This window comes from Stenotrophomonas sp. LST15-1-1.1, from assembly GCF_040815575.1.
Classification (GTDB): domain Bacteria; phylum Pseudomonadota; class Gammaproteobacteria; order Xanthomonadales; family Xanthomonadaceae; genus Stenotrophomonas; species Stenotrophomonas lactitubi_B.
This window is the reverse complement of sequence record NZ_JBFPNJ010000034.1, coordinates 77,347-101,582: the sequence shown is the minus strand read 5'-3', so window position 1 is coordinate 101,582 and position 24,236 is coordinate 77,347. Positions and strand designations below refer to the sequence as shown.

The 24,236-nt window shown below is 67.2% G+C and carries 27 protein-coding genes; 15 read left to right on the top strand and 12 right to left on the bottom strand.

Translation table 11 applies throughout. The features are described 5' to 3' along the window. Positions 1-22 precede the first annotated feature (22 nt). The 5 genes from MRBLST15_RS20520 to MRBLST15_RS20500 are packed head-to-tail and all read left to right on the top strand — an operon-like array spanning position 23 to position 5,176. Positions 23-1,774 (top strand): bifunctional alpha/beta hydrolase/class I SAM-dependent methyltransferase, encoded by a 1,752-nt coding sequence (locus tag MRBLST15_RS20520; protein ID WP_265952762.1) that lies wholly within the window; start codon positions 23-25, stop codon positions 1,772-1,774. Next, positions 1,774-3,108 carry a phosphatase PAP2/dual specificity phosphatase family protein gene (locus MRBLST15_RS20515; protein ID WP_367787710.1) on the top strand — a complete coding sequence of 445 codons (1,335 nt, stop codon included), beginning with the start codon at positions 1,774-1,776 and terminating at the stop codon, positions 3,106-3,108. The genes MRBLST15_RS20520 and MRBLST15_RS20515 overlap by 1 nt, the downstream gene beginning before the upstream one ends. Further along, positions 3,105-3,542 carry a hypothetical protein gene (locus tag MRBLST15_RS20510; protein ID WP_367787707.1) on the top strand — a complete coding sequence of 146 codons (438 nt, stop codon included), beginning with the start codon at positions 3,105-3,107 and terminating at the stop codon, positions 3,540-3,542. Before MRBLST15_RS20515 ends, MRBLST15_RS20510 begins: the two co-directional genes overlap by 4 nt. A 12-nt stretch (positions 3,543-3,554) precedes the next feature. Further along, positions 3,555-4,184, top strand: a complete 630-nt coding sequence (locus tag MRBLST15_RS20505; RefSeq protein ID WP_025878621.1) for a lysophospholipid acyltransferase family protein — start codon at positions 3,555-3,557, stop codon at positions 4,182-4,184. Beyond that, positions 4,181-5,176: a phosphatidate cytidylyltransferase gene (locus tag MRBLST15_RS20500; protein WP_100553783.1), complete on the top strand. Its 996-nt coding sequence runs from the start codon at positions 4,181-4,183 to the stop codon at positions 5,174-5,176. The genes MRBLST15_RS20505 and MRBLST15_RS20500 overlap by 4 nt, the downstream gene beginning before the upstream one ends. Before the next feature lie 93 nt (positions 5,177-5,269). Here the strand turns inward: MRBLST15_RS20500 and fis are convergent, their stop codons facing one another. The 3 genes from fis to prmA all read right to left on the bottom strand — a co-directional run bounded on the left by fis (position 5,270) and on the right by prmA (position 7,373). After that, entirely contained in the window at positions 5,270-5,545 is a 276-nt protein-coding gene (gene fis, locus MRBLST15_RS20495; RefSeq protein WP_006397198.1) for a DNA-binding transcriptional regulator Fis, read from the bottom strand. A 115-nt stretch (positions 5,546-5,660) separates the two neighbouring features. Continuing rightward, the gene (locus MRBLST15_RS20490) at positions 5,661-6,410 is read right to left on the bottom strand and encodes a DUF3426 domain-containing protein (RefSeq protein WP_312705202.1); all 750 of its coding nucleotides are present in this window, start codon (positions 6,408-6,410) and stop codon (positions 5,661-5,663) included. Between the two features lie 42 nt (positions 6,411-6,452). After that, complete coding sequence (gene prmA / locus MRBLST15_RS20485) at positions 6,453-7,373, bottom strand: 50S ribosomal protein L11 methyltransferase (protein WP_312705216.1); 921 nt, start codon at positions 7,371-7,373, stop codon at positions 6,453-6,455. 163 nt (positions 7,374-7,536) lie between these two features. Between prmA and MRBLST15_RS20480 the strand changes: the two genes are divergently transcribed. Together MRBLST15_RS20480 and MRBLST15_RS20475 are read left to right on the top strand one after the other, a co-directional pair. Beyond that, positions 7,537-8,502, top strand: coding sequence for a hypothetical protein (locus tag MRBLST15_RS20480; protein ID WP_367787702.1), 966 nt, complete (start codon positions 7,537-7,539; stop codon positions 8,500-8,502). Next, entirely contained in the window at positions 8,499-8,873 is a 375-nt protein-coding gene (locus tag MRBLST15_RS20475) for a hypothetical protein (protein ID WP_367787699.1), read from the top strand. Before MRBLST15_RS20480 ends, MRBLST15_RS20475 begins: the two co-directional genes overlap by 4 nt. Positions 8,874-9,008: 135 nt before the next feature. On the opposite strand, the gene accC is transcribed toward MRBLST15_RS20475, so the two are convergent. The 4 genes from accC to aroQ are packed head-to-tail and all read right to left on the bottom strand — an operon-like array spanning position 9,009 to position 11,806. Next, positions 9,009-10,376 carry an acetyl-CoA carboxylase biotin carboxylase subunit gene (gene accC / locus MRBLST15_RS20470; protein ID WP_099820474.1) on the bottom strand — a complete coding sequence of 456 codons (1,368 nt, stop codon included), beginning with the start codon at positions 10,374-10,376 and terminating at the stop codon, positions 9,009-9,011. Positions 10,377-10,388: 12 nt separating this feature from the next. Then, positions 10,389-10,880, bottom strand: coding sequence for an acetyl-CoA carboxylase biotin carboxyl carrier protein (gene accB, locus MRBLST15_RS20465; RefSeq protein ID WP_180165303.1), 492 nt, complete (start codon positions 10,878-10,880; stop codon positions 10,389-10,391). A 54-nt stretch (positions 10,881-10,934) separates the two neighbouring features. Continuing rightward, positions 10,935-11,357, bottom strand: a complete 423-nt coding sequence (locus tag MRBLST15_RS20460) for a lysozyme inhibitor LprI family protein (RefSeq protein ID WP_265952769.1) — start codon at positions 11,355-11,357, stop codon at positions 10,935-10,937. Further along, complete coding sequence (aroQ, locus tag MRBLST15_RS20455; RefSeq protein ID WP_100462212.1) at positions 11,354-11,806, bottom strand: type II 3-dehydroquinate dehydratase; 453 nt, start codon at positions 11,804-11,806, stop codon at positions 11,354-11,356. Before aroQ ends, MRBLST15_RS20460 begins: the two co-directional genes overlap by 4 nt. 290 nt (positions 11,807-12,096) lie before the next feature. On the opposite strand from aroQ, the gene MRBLST15_RS20450 reads away from it, so the two are divergent. Together MRBLST15_RS20450 and MRBLST15_RS20445 are read left to right on the top strand one after the other, a co-directional pair. Next, positions 12,097-13,437: an acetamidase/formamidase family protein gene (locus MRBLST15_RS20450; RefSeq protein ID WP_367787694.1), complete on the top strand. Its 1,341-nt coding sequence runs from the start codon at positions 12,097-12,099 to the stop codon at positions 13,435-13,437. A gap of 47 nt (positions 13,438-13,484) precedes the next feature. After that, positions 13,485-14,312 (top strand): isocitrate lyase/PEP mutase family protein, encoded by an 828-nt coding sequence (locus tag MRBLST15_RS20445; RefSeq protein ID WP_367787691.1) that lies wholly within the window; start codon positions 13,485-13,487, stop codon positions 14,310-14,312. Between the two features lie 11 nt (positions 14,313-14,323). Here the strand turns inward: MRBLST15_RS20445 and MRBLST15_RS20440 are convergent, their stop codons facing one another. Continuing rightward, positions 14,324-14,725: a response regulator gene (locus tag MRBLST15_RS20440; RefSeq protein WP_180165311.1), complete on the bottom strand. Its 402-nt coding sequence runs from the start codon at positions 14,723-14,725 to the stop codon at positions 14,324-14,326. Between the two features lie 190 nt (positions 14,726-14,915). On the opposite strand from MRBLST15_RS20440, the gene MRBLST15_RS20435 reads away from it, so the two are divergent. Together MRBLST15_RS20435 and MRBLST15_RS20430 are read left to right on the top strand one after the other, a co-directional pair. Continuing rightward, the gene (locus tag MRBLST15_RS20435; RefSeq protein ID WP_312705197.1) at positions 14,916-15,512 is read left to right on the top strand and encodes an NAD(P)H-dependent oxidoreductase; all 597 of its coding nucleotides are present in this window, start codon (positions 14,916-14,918) and stop codon (positions 15,510-15,512) included. 48 nt (positions 15,513-15,560) lie between these two features. Continuing rightward, entirely contained in the window at positions 15,561-16,124 is a 564-nt protein-coding gene (locus tag MRBLST15_RS20430) for a TetR/AcrR family transcriptional regulator (protein ID WP_312705215.1), read from the top strand. 1 nt (position 16,125) lies between these two features. Here MRBLST15_RS20430 and MRBLST15_RS20425 read toward each other — a convergent pair whose 3' ends face one another. Together MRBLST15_RS20425 and MRBLST15_RS20420 are read right to left on the bottom strand one after the other, a co-directional pair. Next, on the bottom strand, positions 16,126-16,677 hold the full coding sequence (locus MRBLST15_RS20425) for a hypothetical protein (protein WP_367787687.1): 552 nt from the start codon (positions 16,675-16,677) through the stop codon (positions 16,126-16,128). A 77-nt stretch (positions 16,678-16,754) separates the two neighbouring features. Next, entirely contained in the window at positions 16,755-17,552 is a 798-nt protein-coding gene (locus MRBLST15_RS20420; protein ID WP_367787684.1) for a D-alanyl-D-alanine carboxypeptidase family protein, read from the bottom strand. Positions 17,553-17,636: 84 nt separating this feature from the next. Between MRBLST15_RS20420 and MRBLST15_RS20415 the strand changes: the two genes are divergently transcribed. Together MRBLST15_RS20415 and MRBLST15_RS20410 are read left to right on the top strand one after the other, a co-directional pair. Continuing rightward, the gene (locus MRBLST15_RS20415) at positions 17,637-18,191 is read left to right on the top strand and encodes a GIY-YIG nuclease family protein (RefSeq protein ID WP_367787681.1); all 555 of its coding nucleotides are present in this window, start codon (positions 17,637-17,639) and stop codon (positions 18,189-18,191) included. Positions 18,192-18,434: 243 nt separating this feature from the next. Further along, a complete protein-coding gene (locus MRBLST15_RS20410; protein WP_367787678.1) occupies positions 18,435-19,337 on the top strand; it encodes a LysR substrate-binding domain-containing protein in 903 nt (300 codons plus the stop codon). Between the two features lie 36 nt (positions 19,338-19,373). Here MRBLST15_RS20410 and MRBLST15_RS20405 read toward each other — a convergent pair whose 3' ends face one another. Then, positions 19,374-20,090 carry a transporter substrate-binding domain-containing protein gene (locus tag MRBLST15_RS20405; protein ID WP_367787675.1) on the bottom strand — a complete coding sequence of 239 codons (717 nt, stop codon included), beginning with the start codon at positions 20,088-20,090 and terminating at the stop codon, positions 19,374-19,376. A gap of 111 nt (positions 20,091-20,201) precedes the next feature. On the opposite strand from MRBLST15_RS20405, the gene MRBLST15_RS20400 reads away from it, so the two are divergent. Then, on the top strand, positions 20,202-20,573 hold the full coding sequence (locus MRBLST15_RS20400; protein WP_312705195.1) for a VOC family protein: 372 nt from the start codon (positions 20,202-20,204) through the stop codon (positions 20,571-20,573). A gap of 32 nt (positions 20,574-20,605) precedes the next feature. Here the strand turns inward: MRBLST15_RS20400 and MRBLST15_RS20395 are convergent, their stop codons facing one another. Next, on the bottom strand, positions 20,606-21,439 hold the full coding sequence (locus MRBLST15_RS20395; RefSeq protein WP_367787672.1) for an arylamine N-acetyltransferase family protein: 834 nt from the start codon (positions 21,437-21,439) through the stop codon (positions 20,606-20,608). Between the two features lie 202 nt (positions 21,440-21,641). Between MRBLST15_RS20395 and MRBLST15_RS20390 the strand changes: the two genes are divergently transcribed. After that, on the top strand, positions 21,642-24,179 hold the full coding sequence (locus MRBLST15_RS20390) for a methyl-accepting chemotaxis protein (protein WP_367787670.1): 2,538 nt from the start codon (positions 21,642-21,644) through the stop codon (positions 24,177-24,179). Positions 24,180-24,236 lie beyond the last annotated feature (57 nt).

Sequence of the window (24,236 nt, the reverse complement as noted above, 5' to 3'; positions counted from 1 at the left end):
GCCATTCCAATACGGAGATTGCATGCGTCAGGCGCAGGAACGGGAATTCCACAGCTTCGACCAGGTACCGCTGTTTTACCGGTACTGGCCGAGCACCACGGCAACCACGCCGGCCAAGGCCATCGTGCTGCTGCATCGCGGCCATGAACACTCCGGCCGGGTCACCCATCTGGTCGACGAACTGGACCTGCCCGACACGGCGTTCTTTGCATGGGATGCACGCGGCAACGGCCGCTCACCCGGAACGCGTGGCGACGCACCGGGGTTCCCGGCGCTGGTACGCGACCTGGACAGTTTCATCGCGCACATTGGTGCCGAGCACGGCATCGCGATCGAGGACATCGTGGTGATCGCGCAGAGCGTGGGCGCAGTGGTTGCCGCCACGTGGGTGCATGACTATGCGCCGCGCCTGCGCGCGCTGGTGATGGCCTCGCCTGCCTTCAAGGTGAAGCTGTACGTGCCGTTTGCACGCGCTGGACTGGCGCTGATGCAGAAGCTGCGCGGCAACTTCTTCGTCAACAGCTACGTCAAGCCGCAGTGGCTGACCCACGACCCGGCGCGGGTGGAAAGCTACCGCACTGATCCGCTGATCACCCGGCCGATCTCGGTGCGCGTACTGCTGGGCCTGTATGAAGCGGCCGACCGCATTGTGGCCGACGCGCAGGCGATCAGCGTGCCGGTGCAGCTGCTGGTATCGGGCTCGGACTTCGTGGTGCATCGCGGCCCGCAGGACCGCTTCTACGAACGCCTGTCCAGCCCGATCAAGGAGCGCGTGCACCTGCCGGGCTTCTTCCACGACACCCTGGGCGAGCGCGACCGTGCACCGGCGCTGGCTCGCGTCCGCAGCTTCATCCAGGCACGCTTTGCCGAGCCGCTGCAGGAACTGTCGCGGCGCGATGCGCATCGGCATGGCCCGACCTTCGAAGAGTCGGAGATCCTGTCGTGGCCGCCGGAGCGCAACAGCCTGGCCGACCTGCGCTGGCGCGTGGTGCGCGGTGGCCTGCGCTTCGGTGGCACGCTGTCCGAAGGCATCGCGCTGGGCCTGCAGACCGGTTTCGACTCGGGCAGCACGCTGGACTACATCTACCGTGATGAAGCGCGGGGCAAGGGCCCGCTGGGCCGGATGGTCGACCGCAACTATCTGGATGCGATCGGTTGGCGCGGCATCCGCGTGCGCGGCAAGCACCTGCAGGAACTGCTGCGCGATGCTGCGCAGCGACTGCGCGGGCAGGGGGCGCCGGTGCGCGTGCTGGATGTGGCTGCCGGCCATGGTCGTTACGTGCTGGAGGCACTCGGCCAAGGCGAACAGCGTGCCGACCGCATCGTGCTGCGCGATTTCAGCGATCTGAACGTGACCCAGGGCAAGGCGTTGATCGAGCGCCTCGGCGCGGCTGACATCGCACGCTTCGAACAGGGCGATGCGTTCGATCCGGTGCAGCTGGCGGCAGTGGAGCCGGCACCGACCCTGGCGGTGGTGTCCGGTCTGTACGAACTGTTCCCGGACAACGATGCCGTACTGCGTTCGCTGCAGGGCATCGCCGCGACGGTGCCGGTGGGCGGTTACCTGGCCTATACCGGACAGCCGTGGCACCCGCAGCTGGAGTTCATCGCGCGTGCGTTGACCAGTCATCGTGGTGGCGCGGCATGGGTGATGCGCCGCCGTACCCAGCACGAGATGGACGAACTGGTGCGCCTGGCCGGCTTCCAGAAGGTGGCCCAGCGCATCGATGACTTCGGTATCTTCACCGTATCGCTGGCACGCCGGATCGCGTGATGGCGACGCTGGTGGCAACCGCAGCACCCAGCGAGGCGCGCCCGTGGCGGCGCGCCCTGCTGTGGCTGGCCCTGCTGGGGCCGTTCTTCTTCGCCAGCTATGGCTTCGCCAACTGGATGGCCGGCCGCCACGCCGAGCTGCCGGTGATGGCGTTCGCCTGGGAAACGCAGATTCCGTTCGTGCCGTGGACGATCGTGCCGTACTGGTCGATCGACCTGTTCTATGCGATCTCGTTCTTCCTGTGCCGGCGCCGATTGGAGTTGGACCGGCATGCGCTGCGCCTGCTCAGCGCGCAGGTGATCGCGGTCGCGTGCTTCCTGTTGTGGCCATTGCGCTTCAGCTTCGAGCGGCCGGACATCGGCGGGGTGTTCGGCTGGTTGTTCGATGTACTGTTGGGCTTCGACAAGCCATTCAACCAGGCGCCGTCGCTGCACATCGTGCTGCTGATCGTGCTGTGGGTGAAGTTCGCGCAGTACCTGCACGGTGCCTGGCGGCTGCTGCTGCATGTATGGGCGCTGCTGATCGGCATTTCGGTGCTGACCACCTTCCAGCATCACTTCATCGACATTCCCACCGGACTGCTGGCCGGCTGGCTGTGCGTGTGGCTGTGGCCGGAGCAGGGCACGCCGCCGTTGCGCGCGTGGCAGGCCACGGGTGAGCCGAAACGTTGGCGGCTGGCGGCGTTGTATGCGCTGGGTGCCGGGCTGCTGCTGGTGCCGGTGGTGATGCTGCGCGGCGCTGCATTGTGGCTGCTGTGGCCGATGGTGTCGTTGCTGCTGGTGTCGCTGGCCTATGCGGGGCTGGGCACGGCGGTGTTCCAGAAGCGCGCCGATGGCCGGTTGACGATGGCCGCGCGCTGGCTGCTGGCACCGTACCTGGCTGCGGCATGGATCAACTCGCGGCTGTGGACGCGGAGGGCGCCGCAGCCGGTGCCGGTCATCGACGCCGTCTGGTTGGGGCGCCTGCCGGCTACCGCACTGCCGGTGCCACTGGTGGGCGTGGTCGACACCTGTGCCGAGCTTTCCTGTCGTGCGCCGGGGGCAGCGTATGCCAGCGTGCCGATGCTGGACCTGGTGGTGCCATCGGCCGCGCAGTTGCGTGCCGCGGCGGACGCCATCGAGCGCCTGCAAAACCTCGGTCCCGTGCTGGTGTGTTGTGCGCTGGGTTATTCGCGTAGTGCGGCCAGCGTGGCGACCTGGTTGCTGCGCACCGGCCGTGCGCGTGATGTGGCCGACGCGGTGTCGATCGTGCGTGGCGCGCGGCCGTCGATCGTGCTGCATGACGTCCATCTACAGGCGATCGCGGCCGCTGCCGCGCAGGAGACCGTTGCATGAGCGCTGTGCCCGATCTGCCGATGATGCATCTGCTGCTGCGGCAGGGACGTCTGCCCGCCGCGTTGTCACTGGGCTTGCTGCTGCTGGACCTGTTGCTGCTGGGCATCGAGCCGGGGCTGGCGATGTTCGCCGCGGGCCTGCTGCTGTTGAGCCTGGTTGCAGGCGTTGTGCAGGCGTACTACGCGGTGCGGGTGCAGTTGGATGCCAGCCTGCTGCGCCTGCTGCAGCAGGAAGGCCTGCAGGGTGAAGGCGCGGCACAACGGGTGGACCAGGCACTGCACACGGCCGGCCTGCGCAGGCGGGACGCAGAGGCGCCGACGCGTGGCTGGGATGCGCGCTGGATCGGCATGCGTCGCCTGCTGATGCGCCAGTATGTGGCCACGCTGCTGCAGTTCGCTGCCCTGCTGCTGGCCGTGCTGTGGCCGCAGACCTGATGGGAGGTGCCGATGTTTGCTGAACTGATCGCCCGCGCCTGCAGTGCGGCCATCCATGTGGTGACCGGCGCACGCGCGCTGTGGGTCGGCTGCGCGCCGTCCAGCGAGCACCGCGTCTACTACGGCAACCACGCCAGTCATGGTGATTTCGTGCTGATCTGGTCGTCGATGCCGCCGGCACTGCGGCGCCAGGTGCGGCCGGTCGCCGCCGCCGAGTACTGGCAGCGCGATGGCCTGCGGCGCTATCTGATCGACGCGGTGTTCAATGGCGTGCTGGTGGAACGCGAGGCGGGCAACCGCCATCAGGATCCGCTGCAGGTGCTGCGTGACGCGGTGGATGAGGGCTGTTCGTTGATCCTGTTTCCGGAAGGCACGCGCAACATCGGTGACGAGCCGCTGCTGCCGTTCAAGAGCGGCATCTACCATCTGGCCCGGCAACGCCCGGAGCTGGAGTTCGTGCCGGTGTGGATCGACAACCTCAAGCGGGTGATGCCGAAGGGGCGTTTCCTGCCGCTGCCGCTGCTGTGCACGGCGACGTTCGGCACGCCGCTGCGCCTGCAGGCCGACGAGGACAAGGCCGCGTTCCTGGCGCGCAGCCGCCAGGCGCTGCTGGCCCTGGCCCCCAACGGAGGCCGTGCATGAGCTTCATGATCGATATGTCCGGTGATCTGGCCGCGCGCAGCGTAGGCCAGCAGACCGGCCTGCTGTTCGCCGGCGTGGGTGCGGTGCTGGTGCTGGCCACGCTGGTGTCCGAAACCCTGCGCTGGCGCCAGCGCGGCAAGCCCAGCGCGGTGATCGCCAACCTGGTCTCGCGCATCCGCGCGTGGTGGGTGATGGCCATCGTGGTGGGGCTGGCGTTGTTCTTCGGTCGCGCCGGCGTGATCGTGCTGTTCGCGATCATCTCGCTGTTCGCACTGCGCGAATTCATCACCCTTGCGCCGACACGATCGGGCGATTACTACGCGTTGCTGGCCGCGTTCTACATCGTGCTGCCATGGCAGTACTACCTGGTGTGGATCGACTGGTACGGCATGTATACGCTGTTGATCCCGGTGTACGCGTTCCTGTTCCTGCCGATCCTGGCCACCATCGGCGGTGATACCACCCACTACCTGGAGCGCACGTCGAAGGTGCAGTGGGGCCTGATGATCTGCGTGTTCTGCATCTCGCATGTGCCGCTGCTGCTGAACCTGCGCGTGCCGGGCTACGATCCGGCGCGCAACGTGCTGCTGTTCGCCTTCCTGGTGATCGTGGTGCAGTCGTCGGACGTGCTGCAGTACATCTGGGGCAAGCTGCTGGGCAAGCACCTGATCGCGCCGAAGCTGTCGCCGTCGAAGACGGTGGAAGGTTTTGTCGGCGGCGTGCTCTGTGCCAGCGCGCTGGGTGCCGCACTCTGGTGGATCACCCCGTTCACGCCGCTGCAGGCGTTCGGCCTGTCGTTGCTGATCAACCTGATGGGGTTCTGGGGCGGCCTGGTGATGTCGGCGATCAAGCGCGACCGCGGCATCAAGGACTGGGGCAACATGATCGAGGGCCATGGCGGCATGCTCGATCGGCTGGATTCAGTGTGCTTCGCCGCGCCGGTGTTCTTTCACGTGGTGCGGTATTACTGGAAGGCGGGCGGCGGCGGGTGATTCCGCCGGAGGGCCATCCACGCATGGCGTGGATCTACGGGAACCGGGTGGACCCGGAATCGGTAGCGCCGGGCCATGCCCGGCGTGCTGCGCTTACGCGCTGATGCCGTATTCCTTCAGCTTCTTGCGCAGGGTGGCGCGGTGGATGCCCAGCATCGCAGCTGCGCGGCTCTGGTTGCCTTCGCAGTGGTTGAGCACTTCCACGAAAAGTGGAATCTCCATCTCGCGCAGCACGATCTCGTAGACATCGTCCGCATCACAGCCATCGAGGTCGCGCAGGTAACGGCGTACGGACTGGGCCACATGTTCGCGCAGCGGTGGCCGGGCAGCGCCACGACTGTTGTCAGGACGAGAAAGGACAGCGTTCAAAGGGGTTCCCGATCTGGTTGGTCCATGCACGCGGGGCGCCGGACCGGATGAGGTGATGGCGGCCAGTCTAGCGCGAGCGTGCCCGGCCTGCCACGGCCGGACGGTCCAACCCAGGTCAAAGGAACTCGAAGGTGAATGCGACCGTGGATGCGGCAGGCTCCTGCACGCGGAAGGCGATGCGCGCGCTTTGCCCCGGCTCCAGCGGGACCGCACCCGGGTTTTCACCGAGGTACTGCGCCGGTGCGAACACACCGGTGCCGATCACGCGACCATCGGCATCGGACAGCGACAGGCGCAGATCCGGCCATGCCTGCGGCCAGCGCGCGTCGTTGCGGATGCTGGCCTGGATCTGCAGTACGCCGGCCTGGGCCGGCAACGGACGTATTTCACGGCTGGTCATGGTCAAGGCAGTGGGCTCGCGCCAGGCGGGCAGCTCGCAGCGCAGCACGTTGCACAGCGCGGCGATCCACGGCCGGGTGCCGGCATCGGCTGCCAGCCGTGCACGATCGGCCAGCACGCTCTGCAGCAACAGCAGCAGCGCCAGCGCGGCCACCAGCAGCCAATGCCAGCGAGGGGTTGGCAGTGCGCGCGGGCGCACGCCGAGGAAGCTGGGCGCATCGGTGGCGGTGACAGCGATGCCGGGCGTGGCAGTGGGCGCCGGCTCGATGATTGGATCATCGGCGGGCGGCGGTTCTGTTGCTGTTGCCGCCGCGATGTCCGTTGCCGGGTCGAGGTCGTCGATCACCGGCGCTGCATCGGTCGGCCCCGGCTCGCGCGGTGCCGTGGTCTCAGGCGCGACATCGCGCCCCGGCGCGGTGCGCAGGAACGTGGCGAGGGGACGGCGCGGTGGGTTCGGCTCGGACATGCTCAGGGCGCGGGCTCGGATCCAGCGGTCATTCAACCACGATCAGGCGCGGCGTACGCCGGTGATGCGCATCCAGTCGCCATCCTGGGTGGCCTGCAGGTCGTCGAACCACGCCGCATAGCGCTGCAGCAGTTCGTCTTCCTGGCCATGCAGGATGCCCGACAGGGCAATGCGACCACCGGTCGCGACACGGTCGGCCAGCAGTTCGGCCAGTGCATCCAGCGCAGAGGCCAGGATGTTGGCGACCACGATCGGGTAGGTGGCGACCGGTTCGTCCTGCGGCAGGTACACCTGCATGCGTGCCTGTTCGCCATTGCGTTCGGCATTGTCGGCGGTGGCGATCAGTGCCTGCGGGTCGTTGTCCACGCCGATGGCCTGGGCGGCACCGAGCTTCAGCGCGGCCAGGGCGAGAATGCCCGAGCCACAGCCGAAGTCGAGCACGCGCTCGCCCTGCAGCTGGCCATCGACGGCCAGCTGGTCCAGCCAGCGCAAGCACAGCGCGGTGGTCGGGTGCGTGCCCGAGCCGAAGGCCAGGCCCGGGTCCAGGCGAACGATGGCGGCGTCGGCAGCCTGCGCGGCCTCCGGCAGCTCATGGTTCCACGGCACGATCCAGGTACGGCTGCCGAAGTCCATCGGCTGGAACTGGTCCAGCCACGCGCGCTCCCAGTCTTCGTCTTCCACGGCGCGGAAACTGCCGTTGCTCCAGTCCAGTTCCGGGTCGAAAGCTTCCAGCGCCGCCAGCAGCAGCAGGGCGTTGCTGTCGGCCGGGAACAGCGCGCTGAGCACCAGGGTGTCCCACAGCGGGGTCTCGCCCACGCCGGGTTCCAGGATGGCCTGCTCGTTGCTGGTGTCGGCTTCGGCATCAAGCAGGGTCACTGCCAGCGCGCCGACGTCCTCCAGCGCGTTCTCATAGCGGGGCTGGGTGGCTTCGGTGCAACGCAGGGTCAGTTCCAGGAACGGCATGGCGGTGAGGGCAATGGCGGGAAAGGGGGCCATGCTAGACCATCGGGGCGTCTCCGTATTGCCTGAGATGCCACCCTCGGATGAACGAGGCCGATTCAGACAGGCCTCACGGGCCTTGCTAAACTCGGCGCTTTCCTGTGCGCCGTACCACCGACCGTTGCCGATGGCTTTCGCCCCGACCCTGAAAACCTGGTTGCTCGTCCTGCCGGCCGTGGCCGTGCTGGGCGTGGCCGGTTATCGGGCCAATGGCCACGGTCGGGACATGGACGCGCGCGCCGACGTGCCACTGGCTCCCCAGTCCAGCGATGCGCAGGGGGTGTTGGCACCGGTGATGCCGGAAGCGCTGGCACGCCGCCTGGCTGCTTTCGAACGTGGCACCGCGCTGCCTTCGGGCCTGCCGCTGGATATCCGAGCCGACATCGAAGATGCCACCGATCTGTACGCCTACGCTCAGCGCCTGCGCGTGCAGGCCGACCAGGGCAACCATGAGGCGCGCTGGATGCTCAGCCGGGTCTACGACTACTGCGCGCAGTACGCCGTTGATCCGGGCGGCTATCGCCTGGACAACAACGTACTGGCCGGCCTCGGCCTGAGTGCCGCACCGGTGATGGTGGAGGCGCGCGAACGAGTGGCGCAGCGCTGCGGTGGCTTCGTGCCCGGCGACAAGCTGGGGCCGGCGCTGGTGCTCGGTGAGCGTCGTCGCGCGGCCCAGCAGGGCAACCTCGCTGCCGAAGCGGCGCTGTTTGCCGAAGGTGAACCGCTGCACGACAACGAGCAGTACCGCCGTGATCTGGTCGAGCGCGTGCGTACCTCGCGCGATCCGGAAGCCTATATGGCGATCGCGCCGGGCATGGGGTTGCGCGCGGCCGGCGACAAGGCGCTCAGCGGCATGGTTGCCGGTGAACAGCTCAGTGAACTGGCATGGCGGGTTGCGGCCTGCGAACTCGGTCTTCCCTGTGGAGCCGACAGCGTGCTGGTCAACAGTTTTTGTGCGAATGGAGGGATCTGTTCGCCGGATGGAACGCAGGACTTCCGTGAATTTGTGTATGACGCCGCGGTTTCGCGGCAAGGTGCGGGGAAAATGAAGGAATGGATCAAGCGATTGATTGGAACGAGGGACGGGCGATGAACTACCGTCGATTCCTGCATGGGGCCAAGTTCTGGTTCTGGGTGGTGTTGTTCGTGGCGTACTCGGCCGGTGCCGTAGGCCTGCTGATGATCGACACCTACGAAGACCGTTACCGGCATCTGTCGAAGGTGGAACTGACCTCGGTGAAGACACAGGAAGACGTGCGCCGCGCCGGTGCCAGCCAGGTGGCCGCCGTTTACCGCGCGCAGAGCGGCGTGCCGTTCTCGTCGTTGCCCGCCGGCAGCACCTTCCAGGTGGTGTGGCCCGATGGCTCCAGCGAGACCATGGTGATCGTCGATCCGACCTCGCCGAACGGTGTGCGTCCCTTGGCGAACTCGCAGATTCCCGCGGAAGTCGCCGACAAGCGTTGAAGGTGGCGCCGGCGATGCCGGCGGCATTGCGCTCGGTTGTCTTTTCGCCGGGCCTGGCCCGGCGTTACCGGACGGAAAACAGAAAAGGGCGGGGAAATCCCCGCCCTTTTCATGTCCAGCGACAGCAGCAGCCGATCAGGTCAACGCGATCGGCTTGCTCTTGCGCTCGGCAAGGCGCTTTTCCAGATAGTGGATGTTCTGGCCACCGGCCTGGAAGCCCTTGTCACGCATGATCCGCTGCTGCAGGGCGATGTTGGTCTTGATGCCATCGACCACCATCTCGCTCAGCGCCACCCGCATGCGGGCGATGGCGGTCTCGCGGTCCGGACCGTGCACGATCAGCTTGCCGATCATCGAGTCGTAGTTCGACGGCACGCGGTAGCCACTGTAGATGTGGGTATCGACGCGCACGCCGGGGCCACCCGGTGCGTGGAAGCCGGTGATGGTGCCCGGGCTCGGCACGAAGGTCTCGGCGTCTTCGGCGTTGATGCGGCACTCGATCGCATGGCCGCTCAGCACCACGTCGCTCTGCTTGATCGACAGCTTCTGGCCGGCAGCGATCTTCAGCTGTTCGGCGACCAGGTCGATGCCGGTGACCATTTCGGTGACCGGATGCTCCACCTGGATGCGGGTGTTCATTTCGATGAAGTAGAAACGGCCGTCTTCGTACAGGAACTCGAAGGTGCCGGCGCCACGGTAGCCGATGCGGATGCAGGCTTCCACGCACACCTTGCCGATCTGCTCGCGCTGCTCGGTGGTGATGCCCGGTGCCGGTGCTTCCTCGACCACCTTCTGGTGACGACGCTGCATCGAGCAGTCACGCTCGCCGAGATGGATGGCATTGCCCTGGCCGTCGGCCAGTACCTGGATCTCCACGTGGCGCGGATTCTCCAGGAACTTCTCCATGTAGACCTCGCCATTGCCGAACGCGGCCTTGGCCTCGCTCTTGGTGGTCTCGATGGAGGTCTTCAGCGAGGCTTCGGCGTGCACCACGCGCATGCCGCGGCCACCGCCGCCACCGGCGGCCTTGATGATGACCGGGTAGCCGATCTCACGGGCGATCTTGGTGTTGGCGACGATGTCATCGCCGAGCGGGCCGCCCGAGCCGGGCACGCACGGCACGCCGGCCGACTTCATGGCGCGGATCGCTTCGACCTTGTCGCCCATCAGGCGGATGGTGTCTGCCTTCGGGCCGATGAAGATGAAGCCGGACTCTTCCACGCGCTCGGCGAAGTTGGCGTTCTCGGACAGGAAGCCATAACCCGGGTGGATGGCCTGGGCGTCGGTGACCTCGGCCGCGGCGATCAACGCCGGGATGTTGAGGTAGCTTTCCGCCGACGGCGCCGGACCGATGCAGACCGATTCATCGGCCATGGCCACGTGCTTGAGGTTGCGGTCGACCGTGGAGTGCACGGCCACCGTGCGGATGCCCAGGGTGTTGCACGCGCGCAGGATGCGCAGCGCGATCTCCCCTCGGTTGGCGATGACGACTTTGTCGAGCATGGCAGCCGCCCCTTAGCCGATCACGAACAGCGGCTGGTCGAATTCCACCGGCTGGCCGTTCTCGCCGAGGATGGCGACGATGGTGCCCGACGCATCGGCTTCGATCGGGTTGAACATCTTCATCGCTTCGATGATGGCCAGGGTCTCGCCGGCCTTGACCTGCTGGCCGATGCTGACGAACGCCGGCTTGTCCGGAGCGGACGAGGCGTAGAAGGTGCCGACCATCGGCGAGCGCAGCACGTGGCCTTCCGGCAGGGCGTTGCCCGGCTTGGCGGTGCCGCCGGTGGAGGCCTCGGTCGGCGACTGCATCGGCATTGCCGGGGTGGCCGGCTGAGCGACGGCCGGGGCGGCCATCATCATCTGCGGCTGGGCCTGCATCATGCCGTAGCCGGACACCGGAGCGCGCGACAGGCGCACCGACTCTTCGCCTTCCTTGATTTCGATTTCAGCCAGGTTCGACTCTTCCAGCAGGTCGATCAGCTTCTTGATTTTGCGGAGATCCATGGTGGCCTCTTTGCTCTTTGATGTCAGTGTGGTGGGAAGCGCGTTGCGCTCGGGTCAAAGCAGTTCGTAGAAGTCGCGCAGCTGCCGGGTGCGGTCGCGCGCGAGGGTGATCAGGCAGCGCATCTGTGCGCCGTTGCGCGCGGTGCCGTCGGAATTGAGGGCGTACACCGCCTGGCAGTCGTGGTCGCGCAGCTGCATCCATGCGCGCTGGGCCAGCACCAGTTCCTGTTCGGCGTTGCCGCAGTAGCTGCAGCTGCCACCGTTGGCCGGCGTGCGCAGCTGCCTGCGGGCCTGGGCGTAGACGGTGTTGAGTTCGACGTCGGCGGCCGCTGCCACGTCCGAGGCGCACAGGTCGCTCTCCATCGTGGTGGTCGGGTGCGCGCAGTCGATGCCTTCGGCCTCACGGTCGGACGCGGCGGCGATGCCGCACAGGCCGGCCCACAGCACAACGCTGGCGAGGACGCGCGACAGGCTCATGACGCGGCGGCAGCCTGCACCCGTGCCAACGCCGCGTCCATCGCATAGCGGTAGCTGTCGGCGCCGAAGCCACACACCACGCCAACGGCTTTGTCGCTGAAATAGCTGTGCTGGCGGAAGGGCTCGCGGGTATGCGGGTTGGACAGGTGGATCTCGATGAACGGCACGGCCACTGCCGCCAGCGCATCGCGCAGGGCAACCGAGGTATGGGTGAAGGCGGCCGGGTTGATCAGGATGAAGGCGGTTCCGTCGTTGCGTGCGGCCTGCACGCGATCCACCAGCACGTGCTCGGCGTTGGACTGCAGGCTCTCCAGCGCGTGGCCTGCGGCAGCGGCCTGGGCGACCAGCGCCTGGTCGATGTCCGCCAGCGTGGTGTGGCCGTAGACCTCCGGCTCGCGGGTGCCGAGCAGGTTGAGGTTGGGGCCATGCAGGACCAGCAGCTTCGCCATGGGATCCGATTGACGGGAAAGGGCGGCAGTCTGGCGGAAGCTGAGGATGCTGTCCAGTTCGGCGAAATTAGTGGTGTTTAAAACAATTGTTTGAAAAATGCCTTCGTCCGCGTGGTTGCGTGGTGGACGGGCGTGGGAAGGCTTCCTATAGATAGTGGAAATTGCGCGTGCCGACCATCCCCCATGCCGGGCCGCCACCGCCGGGCCGCGTTACGTTCGACACTGCGAAGGTTGCCATGGCATTCCTACACTGCGCCTACCCGCCACGTCGGCGTTCATGGATGCCCGCCTTGCCTATCTCCTTGCGATTGCCCGCACTCTTGCTGGCAATGCTGCCCTTGAATGCGCTGGCTGCCGAACAATGGATCGTTGCCACCGACCTGTGGGGCAACAGGAACTACCAGACCCTGCATCTGGACGTGCAGGGCGGGCGTATCGCCGGCCGGCTGGACGCCGACCCGGTCATCGGCACCCTCAGCGCCGGGCAGATGGTGTTCACCGCCACCGACAGCCAGGGCCAGCGCTATCAGTTCGATGGGCGCATTGACGGTACACGGATGCAGGGACAGAGCGATCAGCCGGACACCAACAACCGCGATGCGCGTGCCGTCCACGCCTTCAGCGCCTGGAAGGTACCGGCGCGGGGCTCGACAGCACCGCAGCGCCATGTGTTCACGCCGACCGACTATTCCAATACGTTCAGCGCCGACCGCGCGCCGGTGCTGGTGATCTGGCCGGGGGATTCGGTAAAGACGCGCACGCTGGACTCTGGCGGGGTGGACGAGAACGGCGTCACCCGTGCGCTGTTCGGCAATCCGCAGGTCGGGCCGTTCTTCGTGGTCGGTGCCGAACCGGGCGATACGCTGGCGATCACGCTCACGTCGCTGAAGCTCAACCGCGACCATGCCGACAGCCTGGATGGCCTGGTGGGGCGCTTGAAGACGCCGCGCGTGGCCGCTGAATCCAGCGAGCTGGGCAAGACCGTGCGCTGGCAGCTGGACCGCAGCAGGGGCGTCGCCCGTCCGCAGGGAGCCAGTGGTGGCCTGCGGCATTTCGAAGTGCCGGTGAAGCCGATGCTCGGCGGCCTGGCGCTGGCGCCCGGCTTCGGCTATCCACCCTTCTCCACCGGCGATACCGCCGATTTCGGCGGCAACATGGATTTCAACGCCGTGGTTGAAGGCAATACGGTCTACCTGCCCGTGCAGCAGCCTGGCGCCCTGATGTATTTGGGCGATGGCCACGCGCTGCAGGGCGATGGCGAAACCACGCAGTGGGCGCTGGAGACGTCGCTGGATGTGGAGGTGAAGGTCGAGCTGCTGAAGCAGCATGCGATCGCGACGCCACGTGTGGAATCGGCAACGCAGATCATGACCCTGGGCCAGGGCGGCTCCAGCGATGATGCGCTGCGCATCGCCACCTCGGGCATGCTGCAGTGGCTGCGCCAGGCCTATGGATTGACGTTGTCCGAGGCGACCCAGGTGCTGGGCGTGGCGGTGCAGTACCAGGTGGCCAACCTGGCCGGGCGCAGTGTTGGCGTGGCGGCGAAGGTGGACAAGGCGGTGTTGCAGGGGCTGCCGTTGCAGACGACGGCAGAACCGGGTGGCAGCGCCGTGAAGCACGCTGCCAAGTGACCAGCTGCGCTGGCGGCGGCGCGGGAAGGCGTACCAACCAGGAGTCCGTGATGAGTGCCGACGCAATCCAGAACCGCCGCGCTGCCTTCAGGGCGCTGCATGCATCCGGGTGCTTCCTGCTGCCCAATCCCTGGGACGTCGGCAGCGCCGTGGCGCTGGCGCGGCTGGGCGCGCAGGCACTGGCCACCACCAGCTCCGGCCATGCCTGGGCCCACGGGCAGCCTGACGGGGCGATGGGTCGCGATGAGATCCTCGCCCATCTGCGGACGATGGTGGCGGCAACCGATCTGCCGGTGAACGCCGACTTCGAAGATGGGTTCGGCAGCGGCCCGGAAGCGGTGCACGAGAGTGTGGCGATGGCGATCGACGCCGGTATAGCCGGCCTGTCGATCGAGGATTCCACCGGCGATGCGGAACATCCGCTGCGCAGCATCGAAGACAGCGTGGCCCGGCTCCAGGCCGCGCGCCGTGCCATCGACGAAAGCGGGCACGACGTGATGCTGGTGGGACGCGCGGAGAACTTCTTCGTCGGGCGCCCCGATCTGGACGACACGTTGGCCCGCATCCGCGCCTATGCGCAGGCGGGTGCCGATTGCCTGTACGCGCCTGGCATCCGCAGCGCAGCGCAGATCCGCGCCGTGGTGGATGCCGCCGGTGGCAAGCCGGTCAACCTGCTGATCGGCTCGCCCGGCCAGATGACGCTGCAGCAGGCGGCCAGCCTGGGCGTGCGCCGGGTCAGCGTCGGCGGAGCGCTGGCCCGCAGTGCGTGGGCGGGCTTTCTCAAGGCATCCGAGCAGATGCTCGGCAGCGGATCATTCGACGGGCTGCCGGGCACGCCGTCAGGTGCCGAGCTCAACGGGTTGTTCAAGCCGTAGGCACGGGCCGGTCAGTGCGACGGTGCAGGTGAGGGAGGCGTCCTGCCGAGCGCTTCACGCACCGCGCGCTGCAGGCCCTGCACATGGAACGGCTTGGCCAGGAAGGGCGCACGCCGATGCCTGACCGGCACCAGCTGGTCGTATACCGCCGAAGCGAAAAGATAGGGGATGCCGAGCTCGAGCAGCCGATCGGCAACGGGAAACACCACGCCGTCACGAAGTTCCACGTCCAGCACAGCGCCGTCGAAGTGGCCACTGTCGAGCATGCCCAATGCCTCGAAGACACTGTTGGCGTGGGCGATCTCATTGCCTTCGTCGGTCAGGGCCTGTTCCATCAGATCAGCCAGATCGAGCTGGTCTTCCACAAGGAGCAGGCGCGGAAGTGTCGCGGGTCGTTCATTGCTGCTTTGCATGGTGTGTTGTCGTGCGAATGCTGCGGTGGTCCGGCAAGCATCCACTGACAGGCATCAAGACGATGGCAGCCCGGCGTGGCTGTGATGTGCACAAGCGTGCCCGCGATGCGCGACAGCATTCCACCGATGGTGCTGGTGCTGGCGGCAATCATAGTTACCATTGGTAGCTAATGAACTGCCAGAGCCCACCATGCATACCCATATCGTCGTAGCCCACCCTGAACCCACCTCCCTCACCCATGCCGTGGCCGCGCGGATCGGCGAGGCGATCGTCAACGCCGATGCGGGCAACACGGTCACCACCGAGGATCTGACGGCGGAAGGCTTCGATCCACGCTTCAACGCGCAGGACCACGCGTTCTTCCGCAGGACCACGACACTGCCGGCCGATGTGGCCGCCGAGCACGTGCGGCTGGATGCGGCCGACACGCTCGTGCTGGTCTATCCGCTCTACTGGTGGTCGTTCCCGGCGCTGCTGAAGGGCTGGATCGATCGCGTCTTCACCCAGGGCTGGGCTTATGACGAAGGCGCCGATGGCAAGGTGGAAAAGAAGCTGCAGCGGCTGCAGGTGCATCTGGTGGGGCTGGGCGGCGCCGGCCAGCAGATGATCGACCGGCGTGGCTATGGCGAGGCGATGAAGACCCAGATCGACCAGGGCATCTTCGATTACTGCGGAGCGCCGGTGCTGTCATCCACGCTGCTGCTGGATGCCGACAGCGGCATGGCCGAAACGCATCTGCAGACGGCGGTGGACATCGGACGTAAGATCGGAACCCCCGCGCCCTGACGATCTCCCTTGCCTTCCAGACCTGCCACGCCCGAGCCCCGTCGCCGCCTGACCCGAGAACAACGTGCGCGCCAGCTGCTGGACGTGGCGTGGGCGCTGGTCGGCGAAGAGGGCACCGATGCGCTGACGCTGGGGCGCCTGGCCGAGGCGGCGGGCGTCGCCAAGCCGCTGGCCTACGACCACTTCGAAACCCGCAACGGCCTGCTGGCTGCGCTGTATGCCGACTATGACCAGAGGCAGACCGTGGTCTTCGAAGAGCGCATCGGCAGTGCGAAGGCGCGGCTGAAGGATCGCGCGCATGCCATCGCCTCGGGCTACATCGATTGCGTGCTCTCGCAGGGCAGCGAGATCCAGGACATTCTCGCCGCGCTGGCGGGATCGCCGGAACTGCGTGCGGTGCGCCGCTGCTATCAGCAGGATTTCATCGACAAGTGTGCACAGTGGCTGGGTCCGTTCGCAGCGGGGGAGGTCGTGCCAGCCGCCAGCCTCTGGGCCATCCTCGGTGCCGCCGAAACCCTGTCTGAAGCGGTTGCGGCTGGTGCGGTGGAACATGCGGCCGCCGAGGCCGAGCTGGAGCGCGTGATCATCGCCATCGTCAAGCGCAGCACCTGAATCATGTGCGCGGAGCGACCTGGAGTCGCTCGACGCTGACCGGTGGCAGGGGCACGTCGGTTTGCAGATCCGGCAACAGCTGTCGCAGCAGCTCGGGCATCGCCTGCATCGCGGCACCATCGATGTAGCGCCATTGCGTACCGCCCACCTGCCGGATGGCGATCATGAAGGTGAGGCTTCTCACGGTCTGCGCGTCGACGGAGAGCACCGTGGTCCGTGGCACGAAGCAGACTTCTTCGTCGCCGGCAGCATAGGTGCGGGTCGGTTCACCGACATCATCGCTGATGACCTTCAGACCCATGTCGTCGAGCGCCTTCATCGTTTCGCGCGTGGCCTTCACATACGCCGCATCGCCGCCGGCAAACCGCTTCACGCTGGGATGCGTGCGCTCGATCATGGCATCGGTATCGCTGCGGGCGAACGTGGACAGCAGCGATCGCACATCCTGCTGCAGCGCGTCGGTCTCGGCAGGGCTGAGTTCGCCGGCATGGGTGAGTGCGGCGGCGAACGTGCAGAACAGCGCAAGCATGCAGCACAAGAGACGTCGATCCATCGATGGGGTACTCCTTCGGGCGCTGGACTATAGAGCGCATTGCATCTGGTGTCTGCCCGGTCTGCCCGGTCTGCCCGTCACAAGGGATGGGCCTCGGCCCTCTCGGCGATGGCAAAGCCCGCATCAAGCTGCGCACGTACCTGCTCATCGCGCGACGCACGGGAATCAGCGCCCAGCACTACGTTGATCAGGCGCAGTGGCAAGGCGTGCCCAGCGCACCTGCGACGGGCGGTGGCCGCCAGGCAGAATCCCGCAGCCTGGGTGTAACCGGTCTTCAAGCCATCCACACCGTTTTCGCCGAGCAGGGCGTTCTGGTTCGCCTTGTGCAGCGTGCGGTGCGCGAAGCTGCGCTGTGCGGTGATCGCCAGCAGACCCGGGTAGCGCGCCAGCAGGTGGGCGGCCAGCATCGCCATGTCGCGTGCGGTCGACAGATGGCCCGGGGTGGTGATGCCGGACGCGGAGATGAAGTGTGTATCGTGCAGGCCCAGCGCCCGCGCGTGGTTGTTCATGTGCTGCGCGAACGCCGCCTGCGATCCGGCCAAGTGACGGGCCAGGGCGAGCGCGGCATCGTTGCCGGAAACCACCATCAGGCCCTCCAGCAGTCTGCCGAGGGCGATGCGTTCGCCGGGCACCAGGCCCATCCGCGTTTCATCGTCGGCCACCTCGTGTACGTCGCGCGGATCGATGGCGATCGTGTTCGACCACGAACCGCCCGACTGCGCGAGCAGGTCGTACGCGGTGTAGGCCGTCATCAGCTTGGTCAGCGAGGCCGGCGGTCGTCGCAGCTCCGCGTGCTGCTGCTGGAGGATCTCGAGGGAGAGGGCATCGATCGTGATCGATGACGCGGGCGGGCGAGGGGCGTGCGATGAAGACATGGTCGCGCAAGCGTAGCCGGAAGTGCGCATGCCGTGGGCATTGCCTGCACATCCTGCGAATACGCGCCACGCGATCCTGTGGTCATGGAGCCAGACATCCGCATCGACGGCCGCGTCTTCGCCTACGTCTTTCCCTGTGCTTGGGAGGACTACGCGAAGATTGGTTTCTCGCGCGATCCGCTGGGCCGGATCAGTGCGCTGCATCGGCGCTGGTTCGAGTTCTTCGATCTGGAAGCGGGTGCGCTGGTCGAGGCGGAATCAGAGCGGGATGCGCGTGACCTGGAACTGCAGCTGCGCCGGCCCTTCAAGCTGCATCGCGCGCCGGCGCCGATGACGGTGCAGGACAAGGCTGGTGGGCGCACCGAATGGGTGCGCGGGGCCAATGCCGCATTGGCCGAGGCGGTACGTGCGCTGGCACAACAGGGCTATCACACCTATCCGCTGCGGCTGTGGCTGCGGGCGGCGATGGTCCAGCGTCTGGACCGGCTGCATGACTGGGCCGCAGCGCAGGCGCCGGAAGAGGAAAGCCTGCGCACGCCGGTCGGTGTGGTCGCACTGCGCGAAGCCCTCGATGCGTATCGTGCGCTCGCTATCGATCCCGAGCCGTGGTTGCCGGAGCACCTGCAGCGCGGGTGGTGACACTTCCCGAGGTGGCCGGGACGTTGGCCGGCCGCAATGCCCGGCGCGCATCGTGCGCTGCGGGAACCGGTTCGGCCAGGCGCTGGGCCAAGGCAACGTTGGTCACGTGACCCTGCAGGAACAACAGACCGCTGAAGATGTTCATGATCGTGCCTCCACTTGAGTGGAATGCACGATACGGGCAGCATGGGGGCGCAAAAAGCGACATTTCCGCAAGGTCGACTTGAGAGGAATTCAAGGCTTATGTCCCGCCCACCGCTACATGCCCTGCAGGGCTTTGTCGCCGCCGCACGCCTGGGCAAACTGTCCCGCGCCGCCGCATCGATGAACCTGACGGTCAGTGCGCTCAGCCATCAGATGCGACAGCTCGAGGAACGCCTGGGCCAGCCGCTGCTGATCCGGCAGGCACGCGGTGTGGCCTTGACCTTGGAAGGACAGCGCCTGCTGGATCAGGTCGGGCCCCATCTGGATGCGATCAACGAAGCCTTCCAGCCCTACGCTGCACGACCCGAGCATGTGCTCACCATCAGTGCCGTGCCGTCGATGGCCAGCGCATGGCTGGTGCCACGGCTGGGCAATTTCGTGGCGGCGCATCCACAGATCGAAATCAATCTGCAATCGAGCGAACGACTGATCGACTTCGACCGGCAACTGCAGTTCGATGCGGCGCTGCGGCTGGGCAGCGGACAATGGCCGGGACTGGTGGTGGAACCGTTGTTCGACGAATGGCTGCTGCCGATGGCCAGCCCGGCACTGATCGAGCGCATGGGCGGCATCGGCCACCTACCGTTGGCGCAGTGGCCGCTATTGGGAGACCCAGACGGTGCGTGGGGCGCATGGTTCGCGCTGATCGGGCAGCGCCCGCCCGCGCGGTTCGTGGCGGTGCTGGATGATTCCGAGGCCCACCATCGCGCTGCACTGGACGGCGTTGGTGTTGCGTTGGGAAGGGTTACCCGGGCGCGGCTGCTGCTGGATTCCGGCCAGTTGGTTGCGTTGTCGGACCTGCGCCTGAAAACCGCATGGCCGCATTGGCTGGTGTACCCGCAGCGCTCGGTGCGGCACCGTGGTTTCCTGGCCTTCCGCGAGTGGCTGCACGCGCAGGCCGCCGAGCACGTGCGGCACATGCAGGCCGCAGACGCGGGGTAGCGCCCGTCGCGCAGGCGCGATGCTGTGGCGTGCGCGTCAGCGCAGCAGCGTGACCGCCTGCCCGGCGCGTGCGAAGGCCTCGCCCAGCAGCGGCCCGGCCTTGATCGCCTGCACTTCCGTGAACAGTGCCTGCAACGCTGCCGTGGGCCGTGCAACGGGCGCTGCGACTGCCTGCTGGATGACGGTGAAACGATCTGCCAGCACGCGATGGCCGGGGTGTGCCTGTGCCCAGGCCTGCAGGGGTTGGCGTACGCCGGCCGCTGCATCCAGCCGCTGCTGGTCGAACAGGGTGATGGCGGCGGCCGAGGTGTCGGCACGTTCAATCGTTGCCTGACGCAGCTCGCGGCTGAGGAACAGATCGTAGGCGGCGCCGCGCCCCACCGCGACGCGCAGCCCGCTGCGATCAAGGTCTGCCACCCGTCGTGCCGAACTGTCATCGCGCACCAGATAGGTGCCTTCGATCTCCACATAGGGCGTGCTGAAGGCAATGCGGTCGGCGCGCGCCGGGTCCACTGCCAGGAAGGCCAGGTCCCACGCATCGTCGCTCGCCGCTGCCACCACCGATGCGGCCGAGTCGTGGCAACTGAAGCGGGGCTGCACACCCAGCCGCTGTGCCAGCGCGGTGGCCAGTTCCACCGATGGCCCGCGTGGTGCATCGGCGTCGCCCTGGGCCAGCACCGGGTTGCCGAGGTTGATGGCAACACGCAGGTAGCCGAGCGGGGCCAACGCATGACGGTGATCGGCCAGGGACATGGTGGACTCCGGTACGGCGGGGCGTTCCAGCATGCCAGCTGTGGCCGTATCGTGTGGTGTGCAGAGCTGCGATCCTGTGTTTCATCCGCCTGCACGCCCAGCCTGATCACCATGAATCCCATCCTGCACGTTGAAGTTCCCGTTGCCGACCTGGACCGTGCCATGGCGTTCTACCGGCAATGGCTGCAGGTGGACATCGCTACGCCGATCAACGTGCATGACTGCCGGATGGCGTACCTGCCGTTCAACGATAGGGGCGCGGGCGCGAGCATGGCGCTGGTGCACGGTGCTGACTACCGGCCGTCGGAGCAGGGCCCGCGCATCTATCTGGGCGTGGACGATCTGGATGACAGCCTGCAGCGTGCCCTGCAGGCCGGCGCTGTGCTGTGCTTTGGCCCGGACGTGGCAGGTGACTGGCGGGTGGCCGAGATCCGCGACAGCGAGGGCAACCGGATCGCCTTGCAGGCGCTCGTCACACCATAGCCCTGAGGTCAGCGGTCTTACATCGCCTGGCTCTACACGGACGTGGCCCGTGACCGCTGCAGCCAGTCGGCGATGGCCGGATCCAATCGCTGATCGTCTGGAAGGCGCATGCCGAAGCCGTGCTGCAGCACCTCGCGCACGTCCTGCACATCGCGCAGCGGGCGCTTGACCGGTGCCTGCCCCGGGCGATATTCGGTGTAGTTGCCGCTGCCGATGGTGCGCCGCCAATCCGGCCCGGTCAGTGATGCACGCAGTTGGCCGGGGAAGCTCGACTGCGGATGCGTACACACGTACCAGTTGCCCACCTCGTTATCGATCGGCGCCGGTGGCTGCAGGTCGAAGCGGTACAGCGGCCGCCAGTCATCCGCCGCTTCGGCGGCGAGCATGAAGTCACCGTCGTCCAGCTGCTGCACGCGATAACGCTCATGCGGCGTGTCCTGTGCTGCGGTCTCATGCAGGCGCAGTGGCACGGTCGGGGTCAGGCTGCCGAAGCCGGTGTCGACCAGCCAGTCCTCTTCCTGCAGATGCACGCGCAGCAGCAGGTGCGTGCGCGCGGTCAGCTCGCCATCGGCAGCCGACAGCAGCACCCGCGCGCTCAGCGGCTGCGCATCGAAGCCCAGGGCCTGCAGCAGGGCCAGGAATGCACCATTGAGCTCGAAGCAGTACCCACCGCGCTGCGCGTACAGCAGCTTGTGCTGGACGCTGTCCAGGTCAATGGCGACCGCGTCGCGCAGCAGGCTGGTCAGGGTCTCGAACGGCAGCAGGGCGTTGTGGCGCTGCTGCAGCAGGGTCAGCCCGGCCAGGGTGAGCGGTGGCGGGGCATCCAGCTGCAGGCGCTGCAGATAGCGGGGGACGTCAACGGACATGGCAGGCACCACGGGCGGGGGGCTCCACTGTGCTACCGCAACCGGGGTTGAGGTCAAGCGTGCCGCGCCAGTGTCATCCCCCGGTCGCCTGCGGCCGGTACAACAGCGACGACTGGCCACTGCGCGCGGCAGGAATCGGCCCGGCGCTAAAGTTCCGCCAGAACCGGTCGATACAGGTGCGTCCTTCCGCCTGGAGTCTGTCATGTCGGCCGTCGTTCCCCACCTTCGGTCCCTGCGTAGCCGCGTTGTCGGGTTGCGCTCCCGTTTCCCTGGCCTGCTGCGCTGGTTGCAGCCCCATCGGCTCAGCGTCGCCGACAAGCTCAAGGCGACCCTGCTGGTCTGCAGCCTGGGGCTGGTGGCCATCGCCGCTGTCCACGCCTGGACCAGCCACGCAAGTACGCAGGCGGCGCGTGACCAGGCCAGCTACCAGCACGGCAGTGACCGCGTTGCTTCGCTGGCAGCACGGGTGGCCGAGGCCCGACGCCTGCAGACCCAGTATGCGCGCAGTTTCGATGATGCGGACCGCAGCCAGTTGCTGGCCACGCAGCAGATGTTGAAGCAGGACCTGCAGGCCTTGCGTGGCATGCCGATGGATGCAGGCCGGCGCAAGGTGCTGCAGGCGATGGCCGAGGCGGTCGATGCCTTCTCACAGGGCATCGCCGCATTGTTCGAGCGGGTGGATGAGATGGGCCGCGGCGACGCCGGCCTGGCCGCGCAGCTGCAGCAGGCGGCCGACGCACTGCAGGCGCAGGTGGATGCGCTGGAGCGCCCAGCGCTGTCCCTGCATGTGCAGCGGATGCGACGCCAGGAAGCGTTGCTGCTGCTCGACGGCGATTCCACCCACGCCGATCGTGCCAGCGAAGAGAAGCTGCCCTTCGATCTGGCATTGGCCGGCTTGCCAGCCGAGGTGCAGGAGCACGTGCGCAACGGCATGGAGGCCTACCAGGCCGCGTTGCTGGGCTATACCGCCGCCCGCGTCGGCCTGGACGTGGAGGCGCAGTCGCTGCTCGAGACCGCGGCAGCCGTGGGCCCGGCATTGGCCGCGTTCCAGAAGGCCCAGGTTGCGGCACTGGAACAGGCGCAACTGCGCCAGCGATCGGGCGCAAGGATGGCCAGCGTGCTGTTCGTGGCTACCCTGCTGCTGGTGGCCGGTGTGCTGATCACCAGCCTGGTGCTGGTGGTGCGCGCGGTGCGTCGGCCGATCCAGGACACCCTGCGCTTTGCAGGCGATATCGCGGATGATCGGCTCGACACCACGCTGCGCGTGCACAACGCCAATGATGAGATCGGCCAGCTCGCGCAGCGTCTGATCGACATGCAGCAACGCCTGCGTGCGCGGACCGAGACCGAACGCGCGGTGGCGCGCGGCAACACGCGCGTGCGGCAGGCGCTGGACAGCGCCCAGACCGGCCTGATGGTGGTTGATGCGGAAGGGCAGGTGGCCTATGCCAACCCCGCGCTGTTGCAGCTGCTGGATCTTTCCGCAGAGACGTTGCTTGGCAGCGACGCGGTCCGCCTGCATCCGGCGCTGGCGGGACTGATCGGTGTCCGTCGGCGCGAAGAGCGTGAGCTCGGCCACGCCGGTACCCGCTACCAGTTGATCGCCAACGCCATCGTCGAGGACGACCACTTCCTTGGTGTCGCGGTGGAATGGCGCAGCCGCGCGCTGGAAACGCTGCTGGAAACCGAAGTGGCGGCACTGGTCGATGCGGCGGCGCATGGCGAGCTGCAGGGGCGCATCGCGCTGGACGGCAAACAGGGGTTCGTGCGCACGCTGTCGACCAGCATCAATCGCCTGCTGTCCACTTTCGAGACCAATCTGGGCGACCTGCAGGCGCTGCTGGCCGCGCTGGCACGCGGCGACCTGAGCGTGCGCATGGAAGGCGATCTGCAGGGCGTGTTCGCGCGCATGCGGGATGATGCCAACGCCACCGTCGCGCAGCTGGGCCACATCGTCACCCGTATCCAGCAGGCCACGGTACGCCTGGATGCAGGTGTCGGCGAGATCGTTGCCGGCCATCACGATCTTTCCCAGCGCACCGAGCAGCAGGCGGCCAATCTGGAGGAAACTGCGGCATCCATGCATGAACTGACCGGCACCGTCGGCCACAATGCCGACGCGACGGAGCGAGCCGATGGACTGGTGCGTGATGCGGCCAAGGTTGCCGAGCGCGGCGGCACTGCGGTCGGCCAGGTGGTGGCGACCATGCAGGGCATCAGTGCGGCGTCGCGGCGCATCGGCGACATCATCCAGCTGATCGATGGCATCGCGTTCCAGACCAATATCCTGGCCCTCAACGCGGCCGTGGAGGCCGCGCGTGCAGGCGAGCAGGGCCGCAGCTTCGCGGTGGTGGCGGCCGAAGTGCGCCTGCTGGCCCAGCGCAGTGCGGATGCGGCCAAGCAGATCAAGGGGCTGATCGAGGATTCGATGACGCGGGTTGGCCAGGGCAGTACCCAGGCCGAGCAGGCGGGTACCACGATGGACGAGATCGTCAGCAGTGTGCAGCTGTTGGCCGGGCTGCTGGCGGGCATCCGCAGTGCATCGCACGAACAGCATGCGGGCATCGCCCAGGTGAATCAGACCATCGTGCAGATGGAAGCCAGCACGCAGCGCAATGCGAGCCTGGTGGAAGAGGCCAGCGCATCCACCGCGCAGATGCAGGCCCAGGTGCAGGCCCTGGCCGAAGCGGTGGGCGCGTTCCGCCTGCAGCCCGAGCGGCGCGCGCGTGCGGCGGCGTGATGGCCTGATCGCCTTCGCCGGGCATGGCCCGGTGCTAGCGTAGAAACCCATGACGGG